Annotated in this window: 15 protein-coding genes; 3 read left to right on the top strand and 12 right to left on the bottom strand. The window is 71.1% G+C overall.

The genetic code is table 11. The features are described from left to right. Window positions 1-37: 37 nt before the first annotated feature. The 4 genes from Q7A36_RS16420 to Q7A36_RS16405 all read right to left on the bottom strand — a co-directional run bounded on the left by Q7A36_RS16420 (window position 38) and on the right by Q7A36_RS16405 (window position 3,429). Window positions 38-343: a hypothetical protein gene (locus tag Q7A36_RS16420; RefSeq protein WP_305104806.1), complete on the bottom strand. Its 306-nt coding sequence runs from the start codon at window positions 341-343 to the stop codon at window positions 38-40. Then, on the bottom strand, window positions 340-1,674 hold the full coding sequence (locus tag Q7A36_RS16415; protein WP_305104805.1) for a hypothetical protein: 1,335 nt from the start codon (window positions 1,672-1,674) through the stop codon (window positions 340-342). Before Q7A36_RS16415 ends, Q7A36_RS16420 begins: the two co-directional genes overlap by 4 nt. 322 nt (window positions 1,675-1,996) lie before the next feature. Continuing rightward, the gene (locus tag Q7A36_RS16410) at window positions 1,997-2,812 is read right to left on the bottom strand and encodes a sugar phosphate isomerase/epimerase family protein (RefSeq protein WP_305104804.1); all 816 of its coding nucleotides are present in this window, start codon (window positions 2,810-2,812) and stop codon (window positions 1,997-1,999) included. 5 nt (window positions 2,813-2,817) lie between these two features. After that, entirely contained in the window at window positions 2,818-3,429 is a 612-nt protein-coding gene (locus Q7A36_RS16405; protein ID WP_305104803.1) for an NIPSNAP family protein, read from the bottom strand. A 120-nt stretch (window positions 3,430-3,549) separates the two neighbouring features. On the opposite strand from Q7A36_RS16405, the gene Q7A36_RS16400 reads away from it, so the two are divergent. Together Q7A36_RS16400 and Q7A36_RS16395 are read left to right on the top strand one after the other, a co-directional pair. Continuing rightward, entirely contained in the window at window positions 3,550-4,521 is a 972-nt protein-coding gene (locus tag Q7A36_RS16400; protein ID WP_305104802.1) for a Bug family tripartite tricarboxylate transporter substrate binding protein, read from the top strand. A 154-nt stretch (window positions 4,522-4,675) separates the two neighbouring features. After that, a complete protein-coding gene (locus Q7A36_RS16395; protein WP_305104801.1) occupies window positions 4,676-5,668 on the top strand; it encodes a tripartite tricarboxylate transporter substrate-binding protein in 993 nt (330 codons plus the stop codon). Between the two features lie 287 nt (window positions 5,669-5,955). Here Q7A36_RS16395 and Q7A36_RS16390 read toward each other — a convergent pair whose 3' ends face one another. The 3 genes from Q7A36_RS16390 to Q7A36_RS16380 form a co-directional block, all read right to left on the bottom strand. Further along, window positions 5,956-6,354, bottom strand: a complete 399-nt coding sequence (locus Q7A36_RS16390) for a low affinity iron permease family protein (protein WP_305104800.1) — start codon at window positions 6,352-6,354, stop codon at window positions 5,956-5,958. A 60-nt stretch (window positions 6,355-6,414) separates the two neighbouring features. Next, window positions 6,415-7,293, bottom strand: coding sequence for a phytanoyl-CoA dioxygenase family protein (locus Q7A36_RS16385; protein WP_305104799.1), 879 nt, complete (start codon window positions 7,291-7,293; stop codon window positions 6,415-6,417). Between the two features lie 68 nt (window positions 7,294-7,361). Beyond that, window positions 7,362-8,702, bottom strand: coding sequence for an ABC transporter substrate-binding protein (locus Q7A36_RS16380; RefSeq protein ID WP_305104798.1), 1,341 nt, complete (start codon window positions 8,700-8,702; stop codon window positions 7,362-7,364). A 124-nt stretch (window positions 8,703-8,826) separates the two neighbouring features. On the opposite strand from Q7A36_RS16380, the gene Q7A36_RS16375 reads away from it, so the two are divergent. Beyond that, entirely contained in the window at window positions 8,827-10,080 is a 1,254-nt protein-coding gene (locus Q7A36_RS16375; protein WP_305104797.1) for an alpha/beta fold hydrolase, read from the top strand. Between the two features lie 237 nt (window positions 10,081-10,317). On the opposite strand, the gene Q7A36_RS16370 is transcribed toward Q7A36_RS16375, so the two are convergent. The 5 genes from Q7A36_RS16370 to Q7A36_RS16350 form a co-directional block, all read right to left on the bottom strand. Beyond that, the gene (locus tag Q7A36_RS16370; protein WP_305104796.1) at window positions 10,318-10,698 is read right to left on the bottom strand and encodes a hypothetical protein; all 381 of its coding nucleotides are present in this window, start codon (window positions 10,696-10,698) and stop codon (window positions 10,318-10,320) included. A gap of 24 nt (window positions 10,699-10,722) precedes the next feature. Beyond that, a complete protein-coding gene (locus tag Q7A36_RS16365) occupies window positions 10,723-12,201 on the bottom strand; it encodes a hypothetical protein (RefSeq protein ID WP_305104795.1) in 1,479 nt (492 codons plus the stop codon). Between the two features lie 160 nt (window positions 12,202-12,361). Continuing rightward, window positions 12,362-13,180: a sugar phosphate isomerase/epimerase family protein gene (locus tag Q7A36_RS16360; protein ID WP_305104794.1), complete on the bottom strand. Its 819-nt coding sequence runs from the start codon at window positions 13,178-13,180 to the stop codon at window positions 12,362-12,364. Then, the gene (locus tag Q7A36_RS16355) at window positions 13,180-14,337 is read right to left on the bottom strand and encodes a dihydrodipicolinate synthase family protein (RefSeq protein WP_305104793.1); all 1,158 of its coding nucleotides are present in this window, start codon (window positions 14,335-14,337) and stop codon (window positions 13,180-13,182) included. Before Q7A36_RS16355 ends, Q7A36_RS16360 begins: the two co-directional genes overlap by 1 nt. A 145-nt stretch (window positions 14,338-14,482) precedes the next feature. Then, window positions 14,483-15,637 (bottom strand): Gfo/Idh/MocA family protein, encoded by a 1,155-nt coding sequence (locus Q7A36_RS16350; protein ID WP_305104792.1) that lies wholly within the window; start codon window positions 15,635-15,637, stop codon window positions 14,483-14,485. Window positions 15,638-15,692: the final 55 nt, after the last annotated feature.

Below are 15,692 nucleotides of genomic sequence, written 5' to 3'. Positions count from 1 at the left end.
TCCTGCCGCCCCGACGGCGCCGGCATTCTGGCCCTGCTCAGCGCGTCTCCCGGCAGGCGCCGGGCAGCACCCGATGGACCGCATGGGCGTCGGAACGGAACACCGTCCTGGCGCGATCGGGCACGATTTCCGAGTCTGCCCGCAGCAGGGCCCATAGTCCGGCCTCGACATCGGCACAGGGTACCACGGCCGGCCCTTCCCCGGTGACGGCCTCGACCACCCGGCGCCGCTGCGCGTCGCGTGGTTCCCAGCGGGTGAAGGGATTGGAGAAGGCCCGGGGTGCGGCGACCAGGGCGCGGCCGGCCGCCATCACGGTGAAGGCCTCGGGGCCACCATGCGTCACGCCGTCCTCGTCGGTACGAAAGAGCGTCCAATCCCGGTCCGGCGTGGCGAAGAGCGCGTCCGGACGGGTGTTCGCCAGGATCCAGCGATAGGCCACGACATCCATGATCGCCGACTCCGCCGGCAGCAGGCTCCGGTCCCGCAGCGCCCGATCGAATGGCCGGGTCGCCATGCCGGCGCAGCCAATTCCGAGCGTGACGGCTGCTGCCGCGCCTGCCGCGATACGGCGCCGGAGAGACGATCGCGTGCGCGGCTGCGCAACCCAGCGGCGCGCGACTTCCCAGATCGCCAAGCCGATAAGGCAGGACCAACCCGTGTAAAGGTAAAGGTGCCAATGGTGGGCGGGCACCACGAACACCCGGCAGGCTGCGGGTGGTGAGCGGGCACCACGAACACCCGGCAGGCTGCGGGTCCGCCGAGGGGCAGTGCAGCGCAGGCATAGTGCCGCAGGAGGAAGAGCAGCGGCACGCCGATCCAGGTGGCGATTATGGCGGCGGAAACGCGGCTCAACTGCACGTCCCGCCGCAACCACCAGAGAGTGGTGACGGCGGCCAGTCCCGGCGCGTGCTGCAGCGCAAGCTTCGCCACTGCCCCGGCACGGAGCGTCAGTGCCGGGTCGGTCCAGGCACCGCCGGCACGGTTCAGCACACCATCCGTCGCCAGGGGCGGCAGGAGGTAGGGTGCCATCACCAGGCACTCCGCCGCGCCTGCAACCGCGACCCAGGCCAGCATGCGCAGGCGCGGTCCCTGCGCCGTGGCTGCCGCGGCCAGGATGATGGCGGACAGGAGGAGTGCCGGGACCAGGTGGGCGAGCCCGACAAGCCCGGCCGCTGCGCCCACCAGCGCCGCATCGCCGATGCGCCCTGCGGCGACGCGCGCCCGCAGGAGCATGACAGCCGCGAAGAACAGGGCCAGCGCGAGCATCGGCGCGGCGGGCCAGGGGGTATAGCCGCCAAACAGCCAGTAGGCTCCACGCACGCCGTTGAGGAGGACGAAGACGGCCAGCGCAGCGCTCGCGGCGGGCAGGCTGTCGAGCAACCGGCGCGCCATGAGGAAGAACAGAACCGGCGAGATCAGGTTCAGCCAGGGCGCGGCCCGGGCACTGAAACCGACGAGGTCGGTGCCGCCGAACACGAATTGCGTCGCCCCGTAGAGCACGGGCACGAGCGGCGGGTAATAACGTGGCGTGCCCGGCGTGGTGGGATCGCCGAACCAGTTGCCGTCCAGCAGCCCCTGCATCACGGCGATGTCGCGGAAGCTGTCGAGGTCCGGAGGCAGCGAAACACCTGCCGTGATCCACTGGCCATAGGCGGCGCAGGCGGCGAGCAGCAATCCTGCCAGGCCCCAGCAGACCCAGGTCTCCGTGTCCCGGACCCTCTCTGTGCGGGGCATGACGGCAGCCGCTGCCTTGGAACTTTGCGTCATTGCCCATGATCCCAGCGGTGTCGCGCATTGTCTTGCGCCGAAGCTGCGGGTTGGGAATTCACGGGAAGGACAGAGTTGCAGGATGCTCCCGCGCAATCCGGAGAAGCGGGCGGCCGCGCGGGCCTTCGTCGGTTCAACAAGCCTGGCGCAAGCGGCACGGCTGCCCGACCCGGCGCAGCCCCAGCGGCGCTTGCCTGGGGCCGCCTGAGAAGGGTTGAGCGCGTCCGTCTCAACCGCGGCCAGCGGCCATCACCCGGCGCGCGGCGGCGACGGCGCGCCGCACGCGCTCCTCCGGCCCCACGGTCCTCGCCAGGTCCAGCATCGGGATCTCGAGGCTCACCGGGATCTCCGGCGGCATGGCCCGCACCAGCGGCGGCAGGTCGAGCCCGCCCTCGCCGGGAAACAGCCTCTCCGCCCGCGCCCCGTGCAGCAACCCCTCGGTGGTCGCGGGCCGCTCGGCCGGTGCGTCGCAGAGCTGCCAGTAGTGCAGCCAGTCCCGCGGCACCGCGGCCAGGTCCTCGACGCGGCTCCGCGAGCGGTCGAAATGCAGCGCATCCACCAGGATGCCGCCATTCGGCTGCGCCGCGCCGCGCACCACCCGGATCGCGGCCGGCAGGTCCGGCACGTGGGTCCAGGGCATGAATTCCAGGTCGCCGGTCAGGCCGAAGAGCGCGGCGGCTTCGCAGAAGGCGGCGAAGCGCGCGGTCAGCCGTGCCTCGTCCGGGTCGTAGCCCGCCACCAGCACATGCCTCGCGCCGAGCCGCGCCCCCGCCTCGAAGAAGGGCAGGAAGTCCGCAATGCGCGTCTCCGGCCGTAGCATGACGATCTCGAGATCCGTCACCGCGACGCCCGTCCCCGCCATCACCGCCAGCGTCTCCCGCAGCAGCGCCGGGTCGTCCTGCAGCGGGTAGCCCGCCGCGCCCGGCGCCACCGGGATCAGCCGCAGCCCCGCCCCGCGGCAGCCGGCCGCCGCCGCCACCCGGACCACCGCCGGCGGCGGCAGGTCCAGCACCGTCAGGTGCGCGAGGGAAAGGAAGGGCTCCATGCGCCCTACTGCAGCGGCGAGACGGCGGTCGGCAGGCAGATCGTGTTGCGCATCTCGGCCAGCCAGTCCGGCCCGCCCTTCGGCGGCCAGATGCCGCGCGCGACGGCGTCGCCGCGGATCGCCAGCCGGTCGTTCATGGACTTGTAGGCCCAGATATGGGTGAAGCGCGGCGGGCCATCCACGGCGTGCATGGCGACGACCAGCGGCGAGAACTCCAGCCGCGCCGGCAACTGCGCCTTCCAGGCCGCCATGGTCGGCTCGAGCCCGCCGGTCTTCAGGATGTAGCTCCGCACCTCGTAGACCGGGCCGAGCGCCCCAGCCTCCGGCACCGGCGGGATGAAGGGGAAGGGCGCATAGGCGTCCATGGAGAGCCCCGTCAGCCACTCGCCGCAGCCGAAGGGGCTGCTGCTGGACAGCGCCCGCTGCCGCTCCGCGGCCAGGTCCGCCTCACCCTCGAAGCTGCGCAGCACCAGGATCTGGTTGAGCAGGCCGATCTCCGACGCCCAGACCGCGTGCAGCCTTCCCTTGCCCGCCTTCGCCCAGGCCTCGATCGCCGGGGCGGCCTTGGGCGCGGCGCCGATGGTGGTGGAGAGGAAGGCAAGCTCGAAGCGCTGCATGGGCGTCCCCCGGGATGGCGCGCGGATGGTGCGGCGGGGTCGCGGCGGGCGCAACCGGCTGGACGGCGGCGGCGGCCGGGGCCATCTCCGTCCGCAACGAAGCAGGGAGACGTCCGCCCCATGCCGCATCGCCGCAGCCTCCTCGCCCTCGCCGCCGCCCTGCCGGGCGGGGCGCTGGCCCAGCCCGCCCGCTGGTCGCCGGACCGGCCGGTGCGCGCCATCGTCCCCTTCGCCCCGGGCGGCACCACCGATGTGGTCGCGCGCGTGCTGGCGGAGGCCGCGGCGCCCTCCCTCGGCCAGCCCGTCATCGTGGAGAACCGGCCCGGCGGCGCCTCCGGCCTCGTCGGCGTGGATGCCGTGGCGAAAGCGGCGCCGGACGGCCAGACCATCCTCATCCACAGCAATGCGCATGTGATCGCCGCCGCCCTGGTGGCGAAGCTGCCCTACGACCCCATCGGCGACTTCGCCGGCGTCGCGCATCTCGGCCGCATCCCGCAGGTGCTGGTGGTGAACCCGAGGCTGGAGGTGCGCGACCTCGCCGGGCTGGTGGCGAAGCTCCGCGCCGAGCCCGGCCGCCACCACTTCGCCAGCGCCGGCATCGGCAGCGCGGTGCATGTGGCGGGCGAGGTCTTCCGCTCCGTCACCGGCGCCGAAATCGAGCCGGTGCACTACCGCGGCGGCGGCCCGGCCATGCAGGCGGTGATCACCGGGGAGGCGATCTTCGCCGTGGACCCGGTCGCCTCGGCGCTCGGGCATATCCGCGGCGGCAGCGTGCGGGCGCTCTGCATCGCCGGGCCGCAGCGGGTCGCCAGCCTGCCGGAGGTCCCGACCGCGGCCGAGGCCGGGCTGCCCGCCTTCCGGCACGAGGCCTGGCTGGTCGCCCTCGCCCCCGCGCGCACGCCGCCCGCCGCGACGGCCGCCCTGCAGGCCGCCTTCGGCGCCGGCGCGCAGCGGGCCGCGCCGCGGCTGGCCGAACTCGGCGTGCAGCCGGCGCCGGAGATCGACACGCCCGCGCGGCTGATGGCCTGGCTGCAGGAGGAACTGGCGCGCGGCGTGGCGCTGCTGCGCGCGGCCGGCATCCAGCCGGAATAGCCCGAAGGGCAAGCTGATGGGCCGTTCAATCAATAAGGAGTTGATATGAGTTAAGGAACGGCTAACGGCTGGATTGCACTCTTGACATTCGGATGGTGCCGCGCGAGGTGCCCGCCCCTGATCCGGGCGCCGGCGCGCCCGCAGGAGGAACCGCATGTCCCGTCTCGCCCGGCGCGCCCTGCTGGCGCTGGCTGCCCTCGGCGCCCCCTGGGGCCTGGCGGCCGGCCCGGCCGCCGCGCAGCCATTCCCGGCCCGTCCCATCACCGTCATCGTCCCCTTCGCCGCCGGCGGCCCGACCGACACGGTCACCCGCCTTGTCGCCGAGGCAATGGGCCGCGACCTCGGCACCACCGTGGTGGTGGAGAATGCCGGCGGCGCCGGCGGCACCATCGGCGCGCAGAAGGTCGCGCAGTCCCGCCCGGACGGCTACACGCTGCTGCTGCACCATATCGGCATGGCGACGGCGCCGACGCTCTACCGCCGCCTGGCCTATGACCCCGTGGGCGGCTTCGAGACCATCGGCCTGGTCACCGAGGTGCCGATGACGCTGGTGGCGAGGAAGGACTTCCCGGCCAATACGCTGGCCGAGGCGATCGCCGTCATCCGCAAGCAGAAGGAACGCCTGAACTACGCCAATGCCGGCATCGGCGCGGCGAGCCATCTCTGCGGCCTGCTGCTGATGACGGCGGTGGACGCGCCGATGACGACGGTGCCCTTCCGCGGCACCGGCCCGGCGATGCAGGAACTGCTCTCGGGCCGCGTCGACCTGATGTGCGACCAGACCACCAACACGACCGAGCAGATCAACAGCGGCGCGCTGAAGGTCTTCTCGGTCACGACGAAGGAGCGCGTCGCGGCGCTGCCCAGCATCCCGACCTCGGCCGAGGCGGGGCTGCCGGCATTCGAGGTGACGGTCTGGCACGGCCTCTATGCGCCGAAGGGCACGCCGGCGGAGGTGACGCAGCGGCTCTCCCAGGCATTGCAGGCGGCGCTGCGCGACCCGCGGCTGGTCGCGCGCTTCGCCGAGCTCGGCACCGCGCCGGTGGCCCAGGCCATGGCGACGCCCGAGGCGCACCACAAATTCTGGCTGGACGACATCGCCAAGTGGAAGCCGATCATCCAGGCGGCGGGGCAATACGCCGACTGAACGGAAGCCGGCTGCCCGGCATGGGCGAGGGAGCGGTCGAGCCTCGGGGTAGCGGGCTGTCGGGTTCCTGTCCGGCCTGGGATCGGCGCATCCGGCGGGCATGACAGGGTTCATTCCGTTCAGCCGCGACCGGGCCTTTCCTGCTGCCGCCGGACGCCGAGGACTGGCGGCCCGGGGACGACGCGGCGCATGTCGTGGTGGCGGCGGTGGAGCGTGTTCCGCTCCGTGCCTCGCCACCTGATCGCTGCCTCCCTCGCCCCGCCAGCGGACCCCGATCCGACAGCCTGCTAGCGCTTCACCTCGACCAGCCGGCGCGCCGCCTCCGCCGCCTCGGCCACCCGGCGCATCTCCTCGCGCGCCGCGGCCAGCTCCTCCTCGCTCTGGTCCTCCAGCGCGATCAGGCGGTTATGGGCGCCATGCGTCGCGCGGATCAGCTCGTTGAGCTTCACATGGATCGCCTGGGTGTCGCGGTTCTGGGCGTGCTGGATCAGGAAGACCATCAGGAAGGTGATGATGGTCGTGCCGGTATTGATGACGAGCTGCCAGGTGTCCGACCAGCCGAAGAAGGGGCCGGACAGGGCCCAGAGCACCACCACCGCGGCGGCGGCGACGAAGGTCCAGGACCGTCCTGCCTGGCAGGAGGCCCATTGCGCGACGCGGGCGAAGAGCGAGGGTTCGGCAGCCATGCCGCCGGAACGCTCCGGCGCCCGCGTCGATGCGTCACGCTGTCGTTACGAGTCGGTCATTCATTCCGCCGCGGCGGCGAAGAAGCGGTTCCGCAAGCCCTTCTGGTTCTCGTAGATCGAGCCCTGCTTCGACGCCGGCGGCAGCGGCAGCCGCACCGGCACGTCCTTCAGCCGCGGCGAGAGGCCGGGCCGGCCCGCCACCATCAGCCGGTCGTAGGCCTCGATCCCCTCGGGGAAGCCGAGCAGCGGCCAGGCATCCGCCGCGCGGAACTGGAACAGCAGCAGCCGCCGGTCGCGGTCGGAGAGGTTCGGCGCCGAGCCATGTACCGCCCGCACATGGTGCACGGTGATCGAGCCCGCCTTGCCGGTGAGCGGGACGGCCTTGCCGTAGTCCACCTCCTGCTTGCCGGGGTCCATGGCGCCGCAGAAGCGGCCATCCTCGCCGTGGTGGTCATGGACCACCGGGTCCTTGTGGCTGCCCGGGATGATCAGCAGCGGGCCGTTCTCCAGCGCCATGTCGTCCATCATCACCCCGACGGCGGCGAGGTCGTCGTTGGTGTGGGGGTAGAAGGCCCAGTCCTGGTGCCATTCGACCGCCGCGCCGAAGCCGGCCGACTTCATGTTGAGCTTGGCCGTGTCGAAGCGGATGTCGGGGCCCCAGAGGTCCTGCAGGACCGCGACGATGCGCGGGTGCCGCACCAGCCGCGCATAGGCCTCGTGGTGCAGGTGCGGCGCCTTGATCCGCCGCACGCGCGGCTGGTCCGGCGAATGCGTGTCCTCGAGGTCGTAGACCGCGTCGTGCCCGGTCACCTGCCGCGCGCGCTCGACGAAGCCGTCGGTCACGGCGCGAAGCTCGGCGACCTCCTCCGGCGTCAGGACATTGGGCACCACGATGGCGCCGACGCGGTCGTATTCGTCCTTCTGGGCCTGCGTGAGCATGGGCCGTTCCTTCCCGTTCTCTTGGCCGTCCGATCGTCCTGGGCTGCGCCCCGGGCGGATCCTGGCTGCTAGGTCCTGTACCAACGCTGCGCCGCGCGCTGCGCTTCCCGCATGCTCTCGGCCGGCTTTTGCTGGCCGGTGACGACGCGGGCGAACATGTCCACCACCACCCAGTTCTCGGCGACGGCGCCGGCGGCCGCGGTGATCGGGCCACGATATCCCTCGTAGAAGGGCGTATCCATGGCATCCTTGTAGACGCCGAGCTTGGGGTCGGAGGACCAGACGGCGCTGCCGGCATAGGCCCGCAGCGGCTGCGACCAGTAGCCGAGGCAGCCGGTCAGCCAGCGGTCGTACTGCTCCGCCTCCATCATGAAGCGGATATACTCCTTCGCCGCATTGGGCACGCGGGTATAGCGCGGCACCATGGCGTTCAGCGTCAGCGCCGTCTCCGGCGCCTTGGTCGCGGCACCATAGGGCATCTCGGCATGGTCGGTGTCCGCGGCAACCGCGTTCTGCGCGGGATCGCCGCTGGTCTTCGCGGAATAGTAGATGGAGACGCCGTTCTGCGTCAGCCCGATCTCGCCGGCGACGAAGGCGCGGTTGTTGGAGGCGCCGTTCCAGGACATGGTCCCGGCGACCATCGTCTCCTGCATCGCGCGGGCGTAGTCGAGGGCGCGGGCGACCGCCGGCGTGTCCAGCGTGACCTTGCCCTCCTCGTCGGTCAGGGAGGCGCCATGCGACCAGAGCAGCCAGTTGGCATAGCCCGGCGCGTCACCCGGGGCGTGCGAGAGGGCGAAGCCGCAGGGATGGCCGATGCGCTTCAGCCCCTGGCAGAGCTTCAGGAACTCGCCGAGGTCGTTGGGGATGTCGTCGAACCCGGCCTCCTTCACCCAGGACTTCCGGTACACCACCGGCCCGGTCGTGCCGCCCATCGGCAGGCCGAGCCACTGGTTGTTCCGGAACCGCCTGCCGTAGACCTGCGCCAGGTCGTACCAGCCGCCATACCTGGCGCCGAGATAGTCGGCGAGGTCGGTCATGTCCGTGACCTTGTCGGCATAGAGGTGCGGATCGGCGCCGAAGCCGATGATGACATCCGCGCCCTGGCCGGTGTTGTAGGCGACCGCGACCTGCACCGGCATGTCCGGCCAATTCACGTAATCCACCCGCACCTCGATGCCCGTGCGCTCGGTGAAGCGCTTCGAGTTCTCGTTGAAGATGGCCTCGTCCGGATCGATGAACTTGGCGGGGCGGAGGACGCGGAGCCGGGCGCCGCGCTCGAGCGCATAGGCGGGCGGCCGGACATCGGCGGCGGTGATGGCGCGGGCCGGTAGGGCGCTGGCGGCCAGCAACCCGGCGCCGAGCGCCATGGCCTCCCGTCGGCCGGGCCGGCGCGGTCCTTCCTGGGTCATCGTCATCCTCCCCGCGGTCGTTGCCGCTGCGGGGAGGCTACCGGCCGGCGGCGCCGGGCGTCCAGCGGCGTGACCGCGACGGACCGGCGCGGTAGCCTGACAGCAACGGGAGGGGAGGACGCCCATGGACCAGGCGATGGCCGCATGGCCGGCACGGGTGGCAGCCGAGGAGGCGCTGGCGCGCCGCGGCCGCACGCTGGATGCGGATGTGCTGATCGAGATCGGCGACAAGGCCTGGCTGGCCAGCATCCGCCGCGGGCAGGTGGCGGAGCTGCGGCGCGGGCCCTTCGTGCTGCCCGGCTTCCAGCTCGCGCTGCGGCTCACGGCGGAGGGGATGGCGCGCTTCCTATCGCCGCAACCCGTGCCGGGCTGGACCGACCTGATGGCGCTGCGGCGGCAGGGGGCGCTGCGGATCGAGGGCGACACGACGTTCTTCTTCGCCCATCTCGCCTGGTTCAAGGGCGCGCTCGCGCTGCTGCGGCAGGGGCCGGCGCCCGCGGTGCCGGCGGCGGCGCCCACCCCCTGGGGCGAGCCGGGCTTCGAGCCGATCACCGGCCGCTACCTCCGCATGGATATCGAGGGACGGCCGCACCGCGTTTATGTCGAGGAGGCCGGCGAGGGCACGCCGCTGCTGCTGCTGCACACCGCCGGCAGCGACGGGCGGCAGTGGCGCGACCTGCTGAACGACGCCGACATCATCAGGCGTTTCCGCTGCATCGCCTTCGACATGCCCTGGCACGGGAAGTCGAGCCCGCCGGCAGGCTGGCAGGCGGAGGAGTACCGGCTGACGACCGCGGGCTATACGGGACTGGTGATGGCGGTGGCGCGGGCGCTCCGGCTCGACCGGCCGATCGTCATGGGCTGCTCCATCGGCGGGCGCATCGTGCTGGACCTGGCGGCGGAGCATCCGGAGAGCCTGCGCGGCGTCATCGGCCTGCAGGGCAGCGCCTTCACCGGCAGCTACTACGACCTGTCGGTGCTGCACCACCCGCGCATCCATGGCGGGGAGGTCTGCGGGGCGATGGTTTCCGGGCTGATCGGTCCCTCGGCGCCGAACTCGGAAAAATGGGAGACGCTGTGGCACTACATGCAGGGCGGGCCGGGCGTCTTCCGCGGCGACCTGCATTTCTACGCCGAGGAAGGCGACCTGCGCGGCAAGCTCGCGCGCATCGACACGGCGCGCTGCCCCGTTGCGCTGCTGACCGGCGAGTTCGACTATTCCTGCCGGCCGGAGGATACGCGCGCGACCGCGGCGGCGATCCCCGGCGCGAAGGCGGTGATCATGCCGGGCCTCGGGCATTTTCCGATGAGCGAGAACTGGCCGGGGTTGAAGCCGCACCTGCTGCCGGTGCTGGAGGGGATGACAGCGGGGCGATAGGCCGGATTGCCGGGGAACGGAAGCCCGGACCCATGCGAGCTCGCATGGGGTCCCGGCCCGGAGGCGAGGTTCGGCCCTGCGGTCTATGAGGCGGAGCGTTGTCCCGCTGGCCGGTCAGCATGGAACCGCTCCAGGCGCTCGCGGAAGCGCGGCGTCACCGGCGGGACAAGACGCGGGCGGCGTCGCGACCGCGAGCATGAACGACGCCGGCACCCGCCTTGATCCGCACATGCGGCGTCAGGACCCCAACCCAAGCAGGCCCGTGGCCAACGTCCGGATGGAACCCACAATCGATGCGACCGAGGCCATGCCCTTCGTACCCTGCTCGATGACGTTCAGCAGCGACGACACCTTGCCGCTGTCTGGCTCGGGCTTCGCGACCTCGGCCACGACCCTGCGCGCGTCGCCGACCAGGTAGGGGCCGTCGGGCAGGCTGCTGCCCTCGGCCTGTAAGGCGCGGATGAGGTCGTCGAGGCGCTGCGTGAGGGCCTCTCGTACCGCCGCATCGTCGTCGCCCGTTCGGCTGCCGACCATGTGCGCGGCCGCGCCGTCGCCCGCGACCATCTGACCAATGGTCTGCGCGCCGTTGGTGATGATGATGCCCCGATTGTTCTGCATGTCTGTGTCTCCTCCGCCGCCGCGTCAGCCCGCGCCCTTGGCGCCCGCTGCCGCCTTCACCTTCGAGACGACCGAGGTTGCACCATGGCCGGCGGCAATGCTCTCGGCGGTTACGACGCCGCCCGAGATGACGACACCCTGATTGAGGATGGTCGATCGCCTCTCCTTGATGTCCGAGGTGTCGATGTCGCGCTCGTCCAGGTAGTCGACGATCGAGTCGATCAGGCACTGCTCAATGGTCTTGAGGTGCATGTCGCGGTCGAGCTTCTGGAAGAAAACGCGGAAGCGGTTCTCCATCGCGAGCTGGCGGATGCTGGTCACGGCCCCGTAGTTGAAGAGCGGATTCTCCCGGATGGTGCGCCTGGTCTGGCGGCGGCCGGACCAGCGCTGCAAGGGCACCGCAAGCATGGCGTAGACCTGGAAGGGCGCCGCCAGCAGCCGGAAGGGCGCGACGAGGGTCGAGACCAGCGCCAGCTGGAGGACCCGCTTGATCCTGAGCGAGGGGTCCAGCGAGTCGACGGCGTAGTGGCCGTGCTTCAGCGGCGGCAGCACGAAGTGGCTGGCTTCGGCGAAGAGGTGCGCCTCCCCCTTCTTGAAGCGCAGGTAGGTCGTGAGCACCATCTCGCCGTTCCAGTCGGTGACCGAAATGCAGAGATAGGTCCGCCGGCAGATTTCCTGCGGATCGTCGCGGTCGTCCAGCAGCTCCTCCGGTACGGAGCGCGGCGGCAGGCTGTAGGGCGAGGACATGAGCTGTCGGTCCTGCCGGATATGCCGGCCATCGGCAAACAGGACAGGGTAGTGCTCGAGGCCCGGGATCGCCAGCATGGACATCCGCGCCCGGATCTGCCCGATGAGTCCATCGACCGAAACGGCGCCGCTGCCGCCCGCCCGCGTGCAATCGTCCTTCTTGCGGTGCAGGTTGACCGAGAACGACCAGTCGCGGAGCTCCAGGCCCGACCCGACGAATGGCGAGTACCCACCATAGACCACGATATTCTGCCGCGGCGAGGATGGCCGGCGGTCATCAAGGGGGGATTGCGAGCGCATTCTGGCGAAGCGCCGCCGCAGGGTGAAATGCTCGCTGACCAGATTCTCGCCGAACACGATGGCCGCGCAGGCCAGCAGGGCAAGCAGCAATCCGGGCGCATTATACTCGAAAGCGTCACCGAGATAGTCGGGCTGGTCGAGAGCGAAGGCTAGGTCGGGCACGAAGTCGCCGCTCAGGAGGAACAGGATGAGCACGCTCAGGAGCAGCAGGTTGACGATCTTGCGGCGACGATCCGCGATCTGGCACTGCTTGATCACCACGGACTCGTCGATGCCGAACTCGGGTGCTTTGCAGCGGAACTCCGCAGCGTGGATCTGCTCCAGCACGGCCTGCCGGAAGACGCTGTCGGAATGTGCTGCGGCGGCAAGGTAGCGCGTCGTCTCCGAGTACGGGGCCTCGACGGTGCTGCGCTCAGCGTCGGAGAATGGAGCCGCGCTCGCAATGACTGTCGCCACAGCTGCCTCCCTGTTGCCGGGCCGGCGCCGTCGGGACCGCGGGCTGTCGTCGCCAGGCTGCGGGAGAGTTATGAGATGCCAGGGCATGTTCGGTCTGTGCGGCGCGTCACACCGTCCCGGTCGTCTGGTACCGCCTCCGGGCGACGCCTTCGCCAGCCCGTCAGCACGCCGTCGTGTGGCGGAGCTTCATGACCTCCAGCACGTCGTCCGGGTTCTCCTGCCACCAGCGCTTCGAGAGGATCTCGACCTCGACGAAGCCCTTGTAGCCCGCGGCCTCCGCGATGGCGCGGATGCGCGGGATATCGATGACGCCGTCACCCATCATGCCGCGGTCGAAGACCGTGTCGGTCGTCGGCACCAGCCAGTCGCAGGCATGGAAGGCGGCGATGCGCCCCTGTGCCCGGGCCATCTGGCGCTCCAGGTCCGGGTCCCACCAGACATGGTAGACGTCGAGCGCGACGCCAGTGCCGGCGCCAAGCTGGTCGCAGAGGTCGAGCGCCTGGGCGAGCGTCGAGAGCACGCTGCGGTCGGCGCAGGTCATGGGGTGCAGCGGCTCCAGCGCGAGGGTGACGCCGGCGGCGCGCGCCTCGGCCAGGATCTCGTGCAGCCCGTCCCGCACCATCTCCCGCGCGCCCGGCAGGTCCTTGGACCCGGGCGGCAGGCCGCCGCAGACCATGACCAGGCAGGCGGCGCCGAGTTCGAAGGCCTCGGCGATGGCCCGGCGGTTGTCGTCGATCGCGCGACGGCGGCCGGCGGCGTCGGGTGCAGTGAACATGCCGCCGCGGCAGAGGCCCGTGACCGTCAGCCCGGCATCGCGGATGCGCCGCGCGGCCTTCTGCACGCCCATGGCGGCCAGCACGTCCCGCCAGGGGGAGATGCCGGGGATGCCGTGGCGCGCGCAGCCCTCTATGCACTCGGCAAGGCCCCAGCGCTCCTTCACCGTGACGGTGTTGAGCGAAAGCGGTCCAGGCTTCGGCATCAGGCGATCCCGTGCAGGGCGAGCAGCGTCTTCATGCGCGCCGCGGCAAGGTCCGGATCGCGCAGCAGGCCGGCGGCATCGGCCAGGCGGAAGAGCTCGGCGAAATGGCCGATGCTGCGGGCGGATTGCTGGCCGCCGACCATGGCGAAGTGGTCCTGGTGGCCGTTCAGCCAGGCGAGGAAGACCACGCCCGTCTTGTAGAAGCGCGTCGGCGCGCGGAAGACATGGCGCGACAGCGGGACGGTAGGCGCCAGGATGGCGTGGAAGCCCGGCAGGTCGCCCTGCGACAGCCTGGCCAGCGCCCCGCCCACCGCGGGCGCGATGGGGTCGAAGATGCCGAGCAGCGCGTCGGAATGCCCGTCCGCGTCGCCGGCGATCAGCTCGGGGTAGTTGAAGTCGTCACCGGTGTACATGCGCACGCCGGACGGGAGCCGGCGGCGCATGACGACCTCCTTCTCCTTGTCGAGCAGGCTGATCTTCACGCCGTCCACCTTGGCGGCATTGGCCTGGATGACGGAAAGCGCGGTCTCCATGGCCGTGTAATGCTCGGCATGGCCCCAGTAGCCGTCCAGCGCCGGGTCGAACATCTCGCCGAGCCAGTGGATGATCACCGGCTCCTTCACCTGGGACAGGATGCGGGCATAGACGCGCTCGTAGTCGGCCGGCCCGCGCGCGGCCTTGGCGAGTGCGCGGGATGCCATGAGGATGAGGCGGCCACCGAGTTTCTCGATGGCCTCGCACTGCTCCTCATAGGCGCGGATGACGTCGTCGATGGTGATGTCCGGGCCGGGGGCGAGGTGGTCGGTGCCCGCGCCGCTCGCCATCACGGCGCCCGGCACGTCCCGCATGGCGTCCAGGCTGCGGCGGATCAGGTCCAGCGCCGCGGCCCAGTCGAGGCCCATGCCGCGCTGCGCCGTGTCCATCGCCTCGGCGACGCCGAGGCCGAGCGACCAGAGATGGCGGCGATAGGCGATGGTGCGGTCCCAATCGACCTTGGCGTCCAGCCAGGGATCCTGCTCGGCCAGCGGATCGGCGACGACATGCGCGGCGGCGAGCGCGATGCGCGGGAAGGGCGGCGTTGCCTTCGGGAAGTCACGCGGCGGGCTGAGTGTGAAGGGCGCGAGGCCGTCCGCGCCGGGCAGGGTGATGGTCGGCATGCTCGGGTCTCCTCGGCGAAGGAAGAAGAAAGAGCGGGGGAGAACCCCCGCACCCCCCTTTTTCTCTGAGTCTGGCACTCGCCGCGCGGCGGCAACCAGACTCAGAGAAATAGAAGGGGGCTCGGGGGAATACTTTCCCCCGTTCTTACGCTTCGAGTTGCTCCAGATCGATCCAGCGCCGCTCCCGCCAGCTCCGCAGCCCGGCCTCGGCGAGCTGCACGCCGCGGGCGCCGGCCATCAGGTCCCAAGGGAAGGTGGTCACCTCGCCGGCCAGGTGGCGCAGGAAGAGCTCCCATTGCACGCGGAAGCCGTTGGGATAGTCCTGGGTGCTCGGCACCTCCTGCCATCCCGCGAAGAAATCGATCGCCTGCGGGATGTCGGGGTTCCAGACCGGCTTCGGCGTGTTGACGCGGCTCTGCGTCCAGCATTTCTGCAGGCCGGCGACGGCGCTGCCATGCGTGCCGTCCACCTGGAAGGTCGCCAGGTCGTCGCGGCGGACGCGCGTCACCCAGGACGAGTTGATGTGGGCGACGATCCCGCCCTTGAGCTGGAAGGTGGCATAGGCGGCATCGTCCACGTCGGCCGCGTAGGGCCTGCCGTCCTCGCCGATGCGCTGCGGGATATGGGTGGCGCCGAGGCAGCTCACGGCCTCCACCTCGCCGAAGAGGTTGTCCAGCACGTAGCGCCAGTGGCAGAGCATATCGAGGATGATGCCGCCGCCCTCGGCCGCCTTGTAGTTCCAGGAAGGGCGCTGGGCCGGCTGCAGGTCGCCCTCGAAGACCCAGTAGCCGAACTCGCCCTTCACGCTGCAGATGCGGCCGAGGAAGCCGCTGTCGATCACCATCTTGAGTTTCCGCAGGCCGGGCAGGAAGAGCTTGTCCTGCACCACGCCATGCCTGATGCCAGCGGCCGTGGCACGACGCGCCACGTCCAGCGCGTCCTCCAGCCGGTCGGCGGTCGGCTTCTCGACATAGATGTGCTTGCCGGCGGCGATGGCGCGGCGGATGAGCCCGGCGCGGAGCTGGGTGGTGGCGGCGTCGAAGAAGAGCTCGTCCTTCGGGTCCGCCAGGCAGGCTTCGAGGTCGGTGCTGACGCGGGTCACGCCATGGGCGCGGGCCAGGGCCTCCAGCTTCTCCCGGTTGCGGCCGACCAGGATGGGGTCGGGCATGACCCTGTCGCCATTGGCCAGGCGCACGCCGCCATCGGCGCGGATGGCGGCGATGGAGCGGACCAGGTGCTGGTTGGTGCCCATGCGCCCGGTGACGCCGTTCATGATGATGCCGATCCGGCGCTCCGCCATCCCTGGACCCTCCCCTCGGTTGAAACGGAGCATGCGGCCGGGCGGGCGGCAGGGT

The organism is Paracraurococcus lichenis, from assembly GCF_030657435.1.
GTDB classification, from domain to species: Bacteria; Pseudomonadota; Alphaproteobacteria; order Acetobacterales; family Acetobacteraceae; genus Paracraurococcus; species Paracraurococcus lichenis.
The sequence above is the reverse complement of the archived record's forward strand: the minus strand, read 5'-3'. Positions and strand labels throughout refer to the sequence as shown.

Coding starts and splice junctions, on each gene's coding strand:
- Q7A36_RS16410 (WP_305104804.1), bottom strand. CDS start 2,812: ATGGAGCCCTTCCTTTCCCTCGCGCACCTGACGGTGCTGGACCTGCCG.
- Q7A36_RS16405 (WP_305104803.1), bottom strand. CDS start 3,429: ATGCAGCGCTTCGAGCTTGCCTTCCTCTCCACCACCATCGGCGCCGCG.
- Q7A36_RS16400 (WP_305104802.1), top strand. CDS start 3,550: ATGCCGCATCGCCGCAGCCTCCTCGCCCTCGCCGCCGCCCTGCCGGGC.
- Q7A36_RS16395 (WP_305104801.1), top strand. CDS start 4,676: ATGTCCCGTCTCGCCCGGCGCGCCCTGCTGGCGCTGGCTGCCCTCGGC.
- Q7A36_RS16390 (WP_305104800.1), bottom strand. CDS start 6,354: ATGGCTGCCGAACCCTCGCTCTTCGCCCGCGTCGCGCAATGGGCCTCC.
- Q7A36_RS16385 (WP_305104799.1), bottom strand. CDS start 7,293: ATGCTCACGCAGGCCCAGAAGGACGAATACGACCGCGTCGGCGCCATC.
- Q7A36_RS16380 (WP_305104798.1), bottom strand. CDS start 8,702: ATGACCCAGGAAGGACCGCGCCGGCCCGGCCGACGGGAGGCCATGGCG.
- Q7A36_RS16375 (WP_305104797.1), top strand. CDS start 8,827: ATGGACCAGGCGATGGCCGCATGGCCGGCACGGGTGGCAGCCGAGGAG.
- Q7A36_RS16370 (WP_305104796.1), bottom strand. CDS start 10,698: ATGCAGAACAATCGGGGCATCATCATCACCAACGGCGCGCAGACCATT.
- Q7A36_RS16360 (WP_305104794.1), bottom strand. CDS start 13,180: ATGCCGAAGCCTGGACCGCTTTCGCTCAACACCGTCACGGTGAAGGAG.
- Q7A36_RS16355 (WP_305104793.1), bottom strand. CDS start 14,337: ATGCCGACCATCACCCTGCCCGGCGCGGACGGCCTCGCGCCCTTCACA.
- Q7A36_RS16350 (WP_305104792.1), bottom strand. CDS start 15,637: ATGGCGGAGCGCCGGATCGGCATCATCATGAACGGCGTCACCGGGCGC.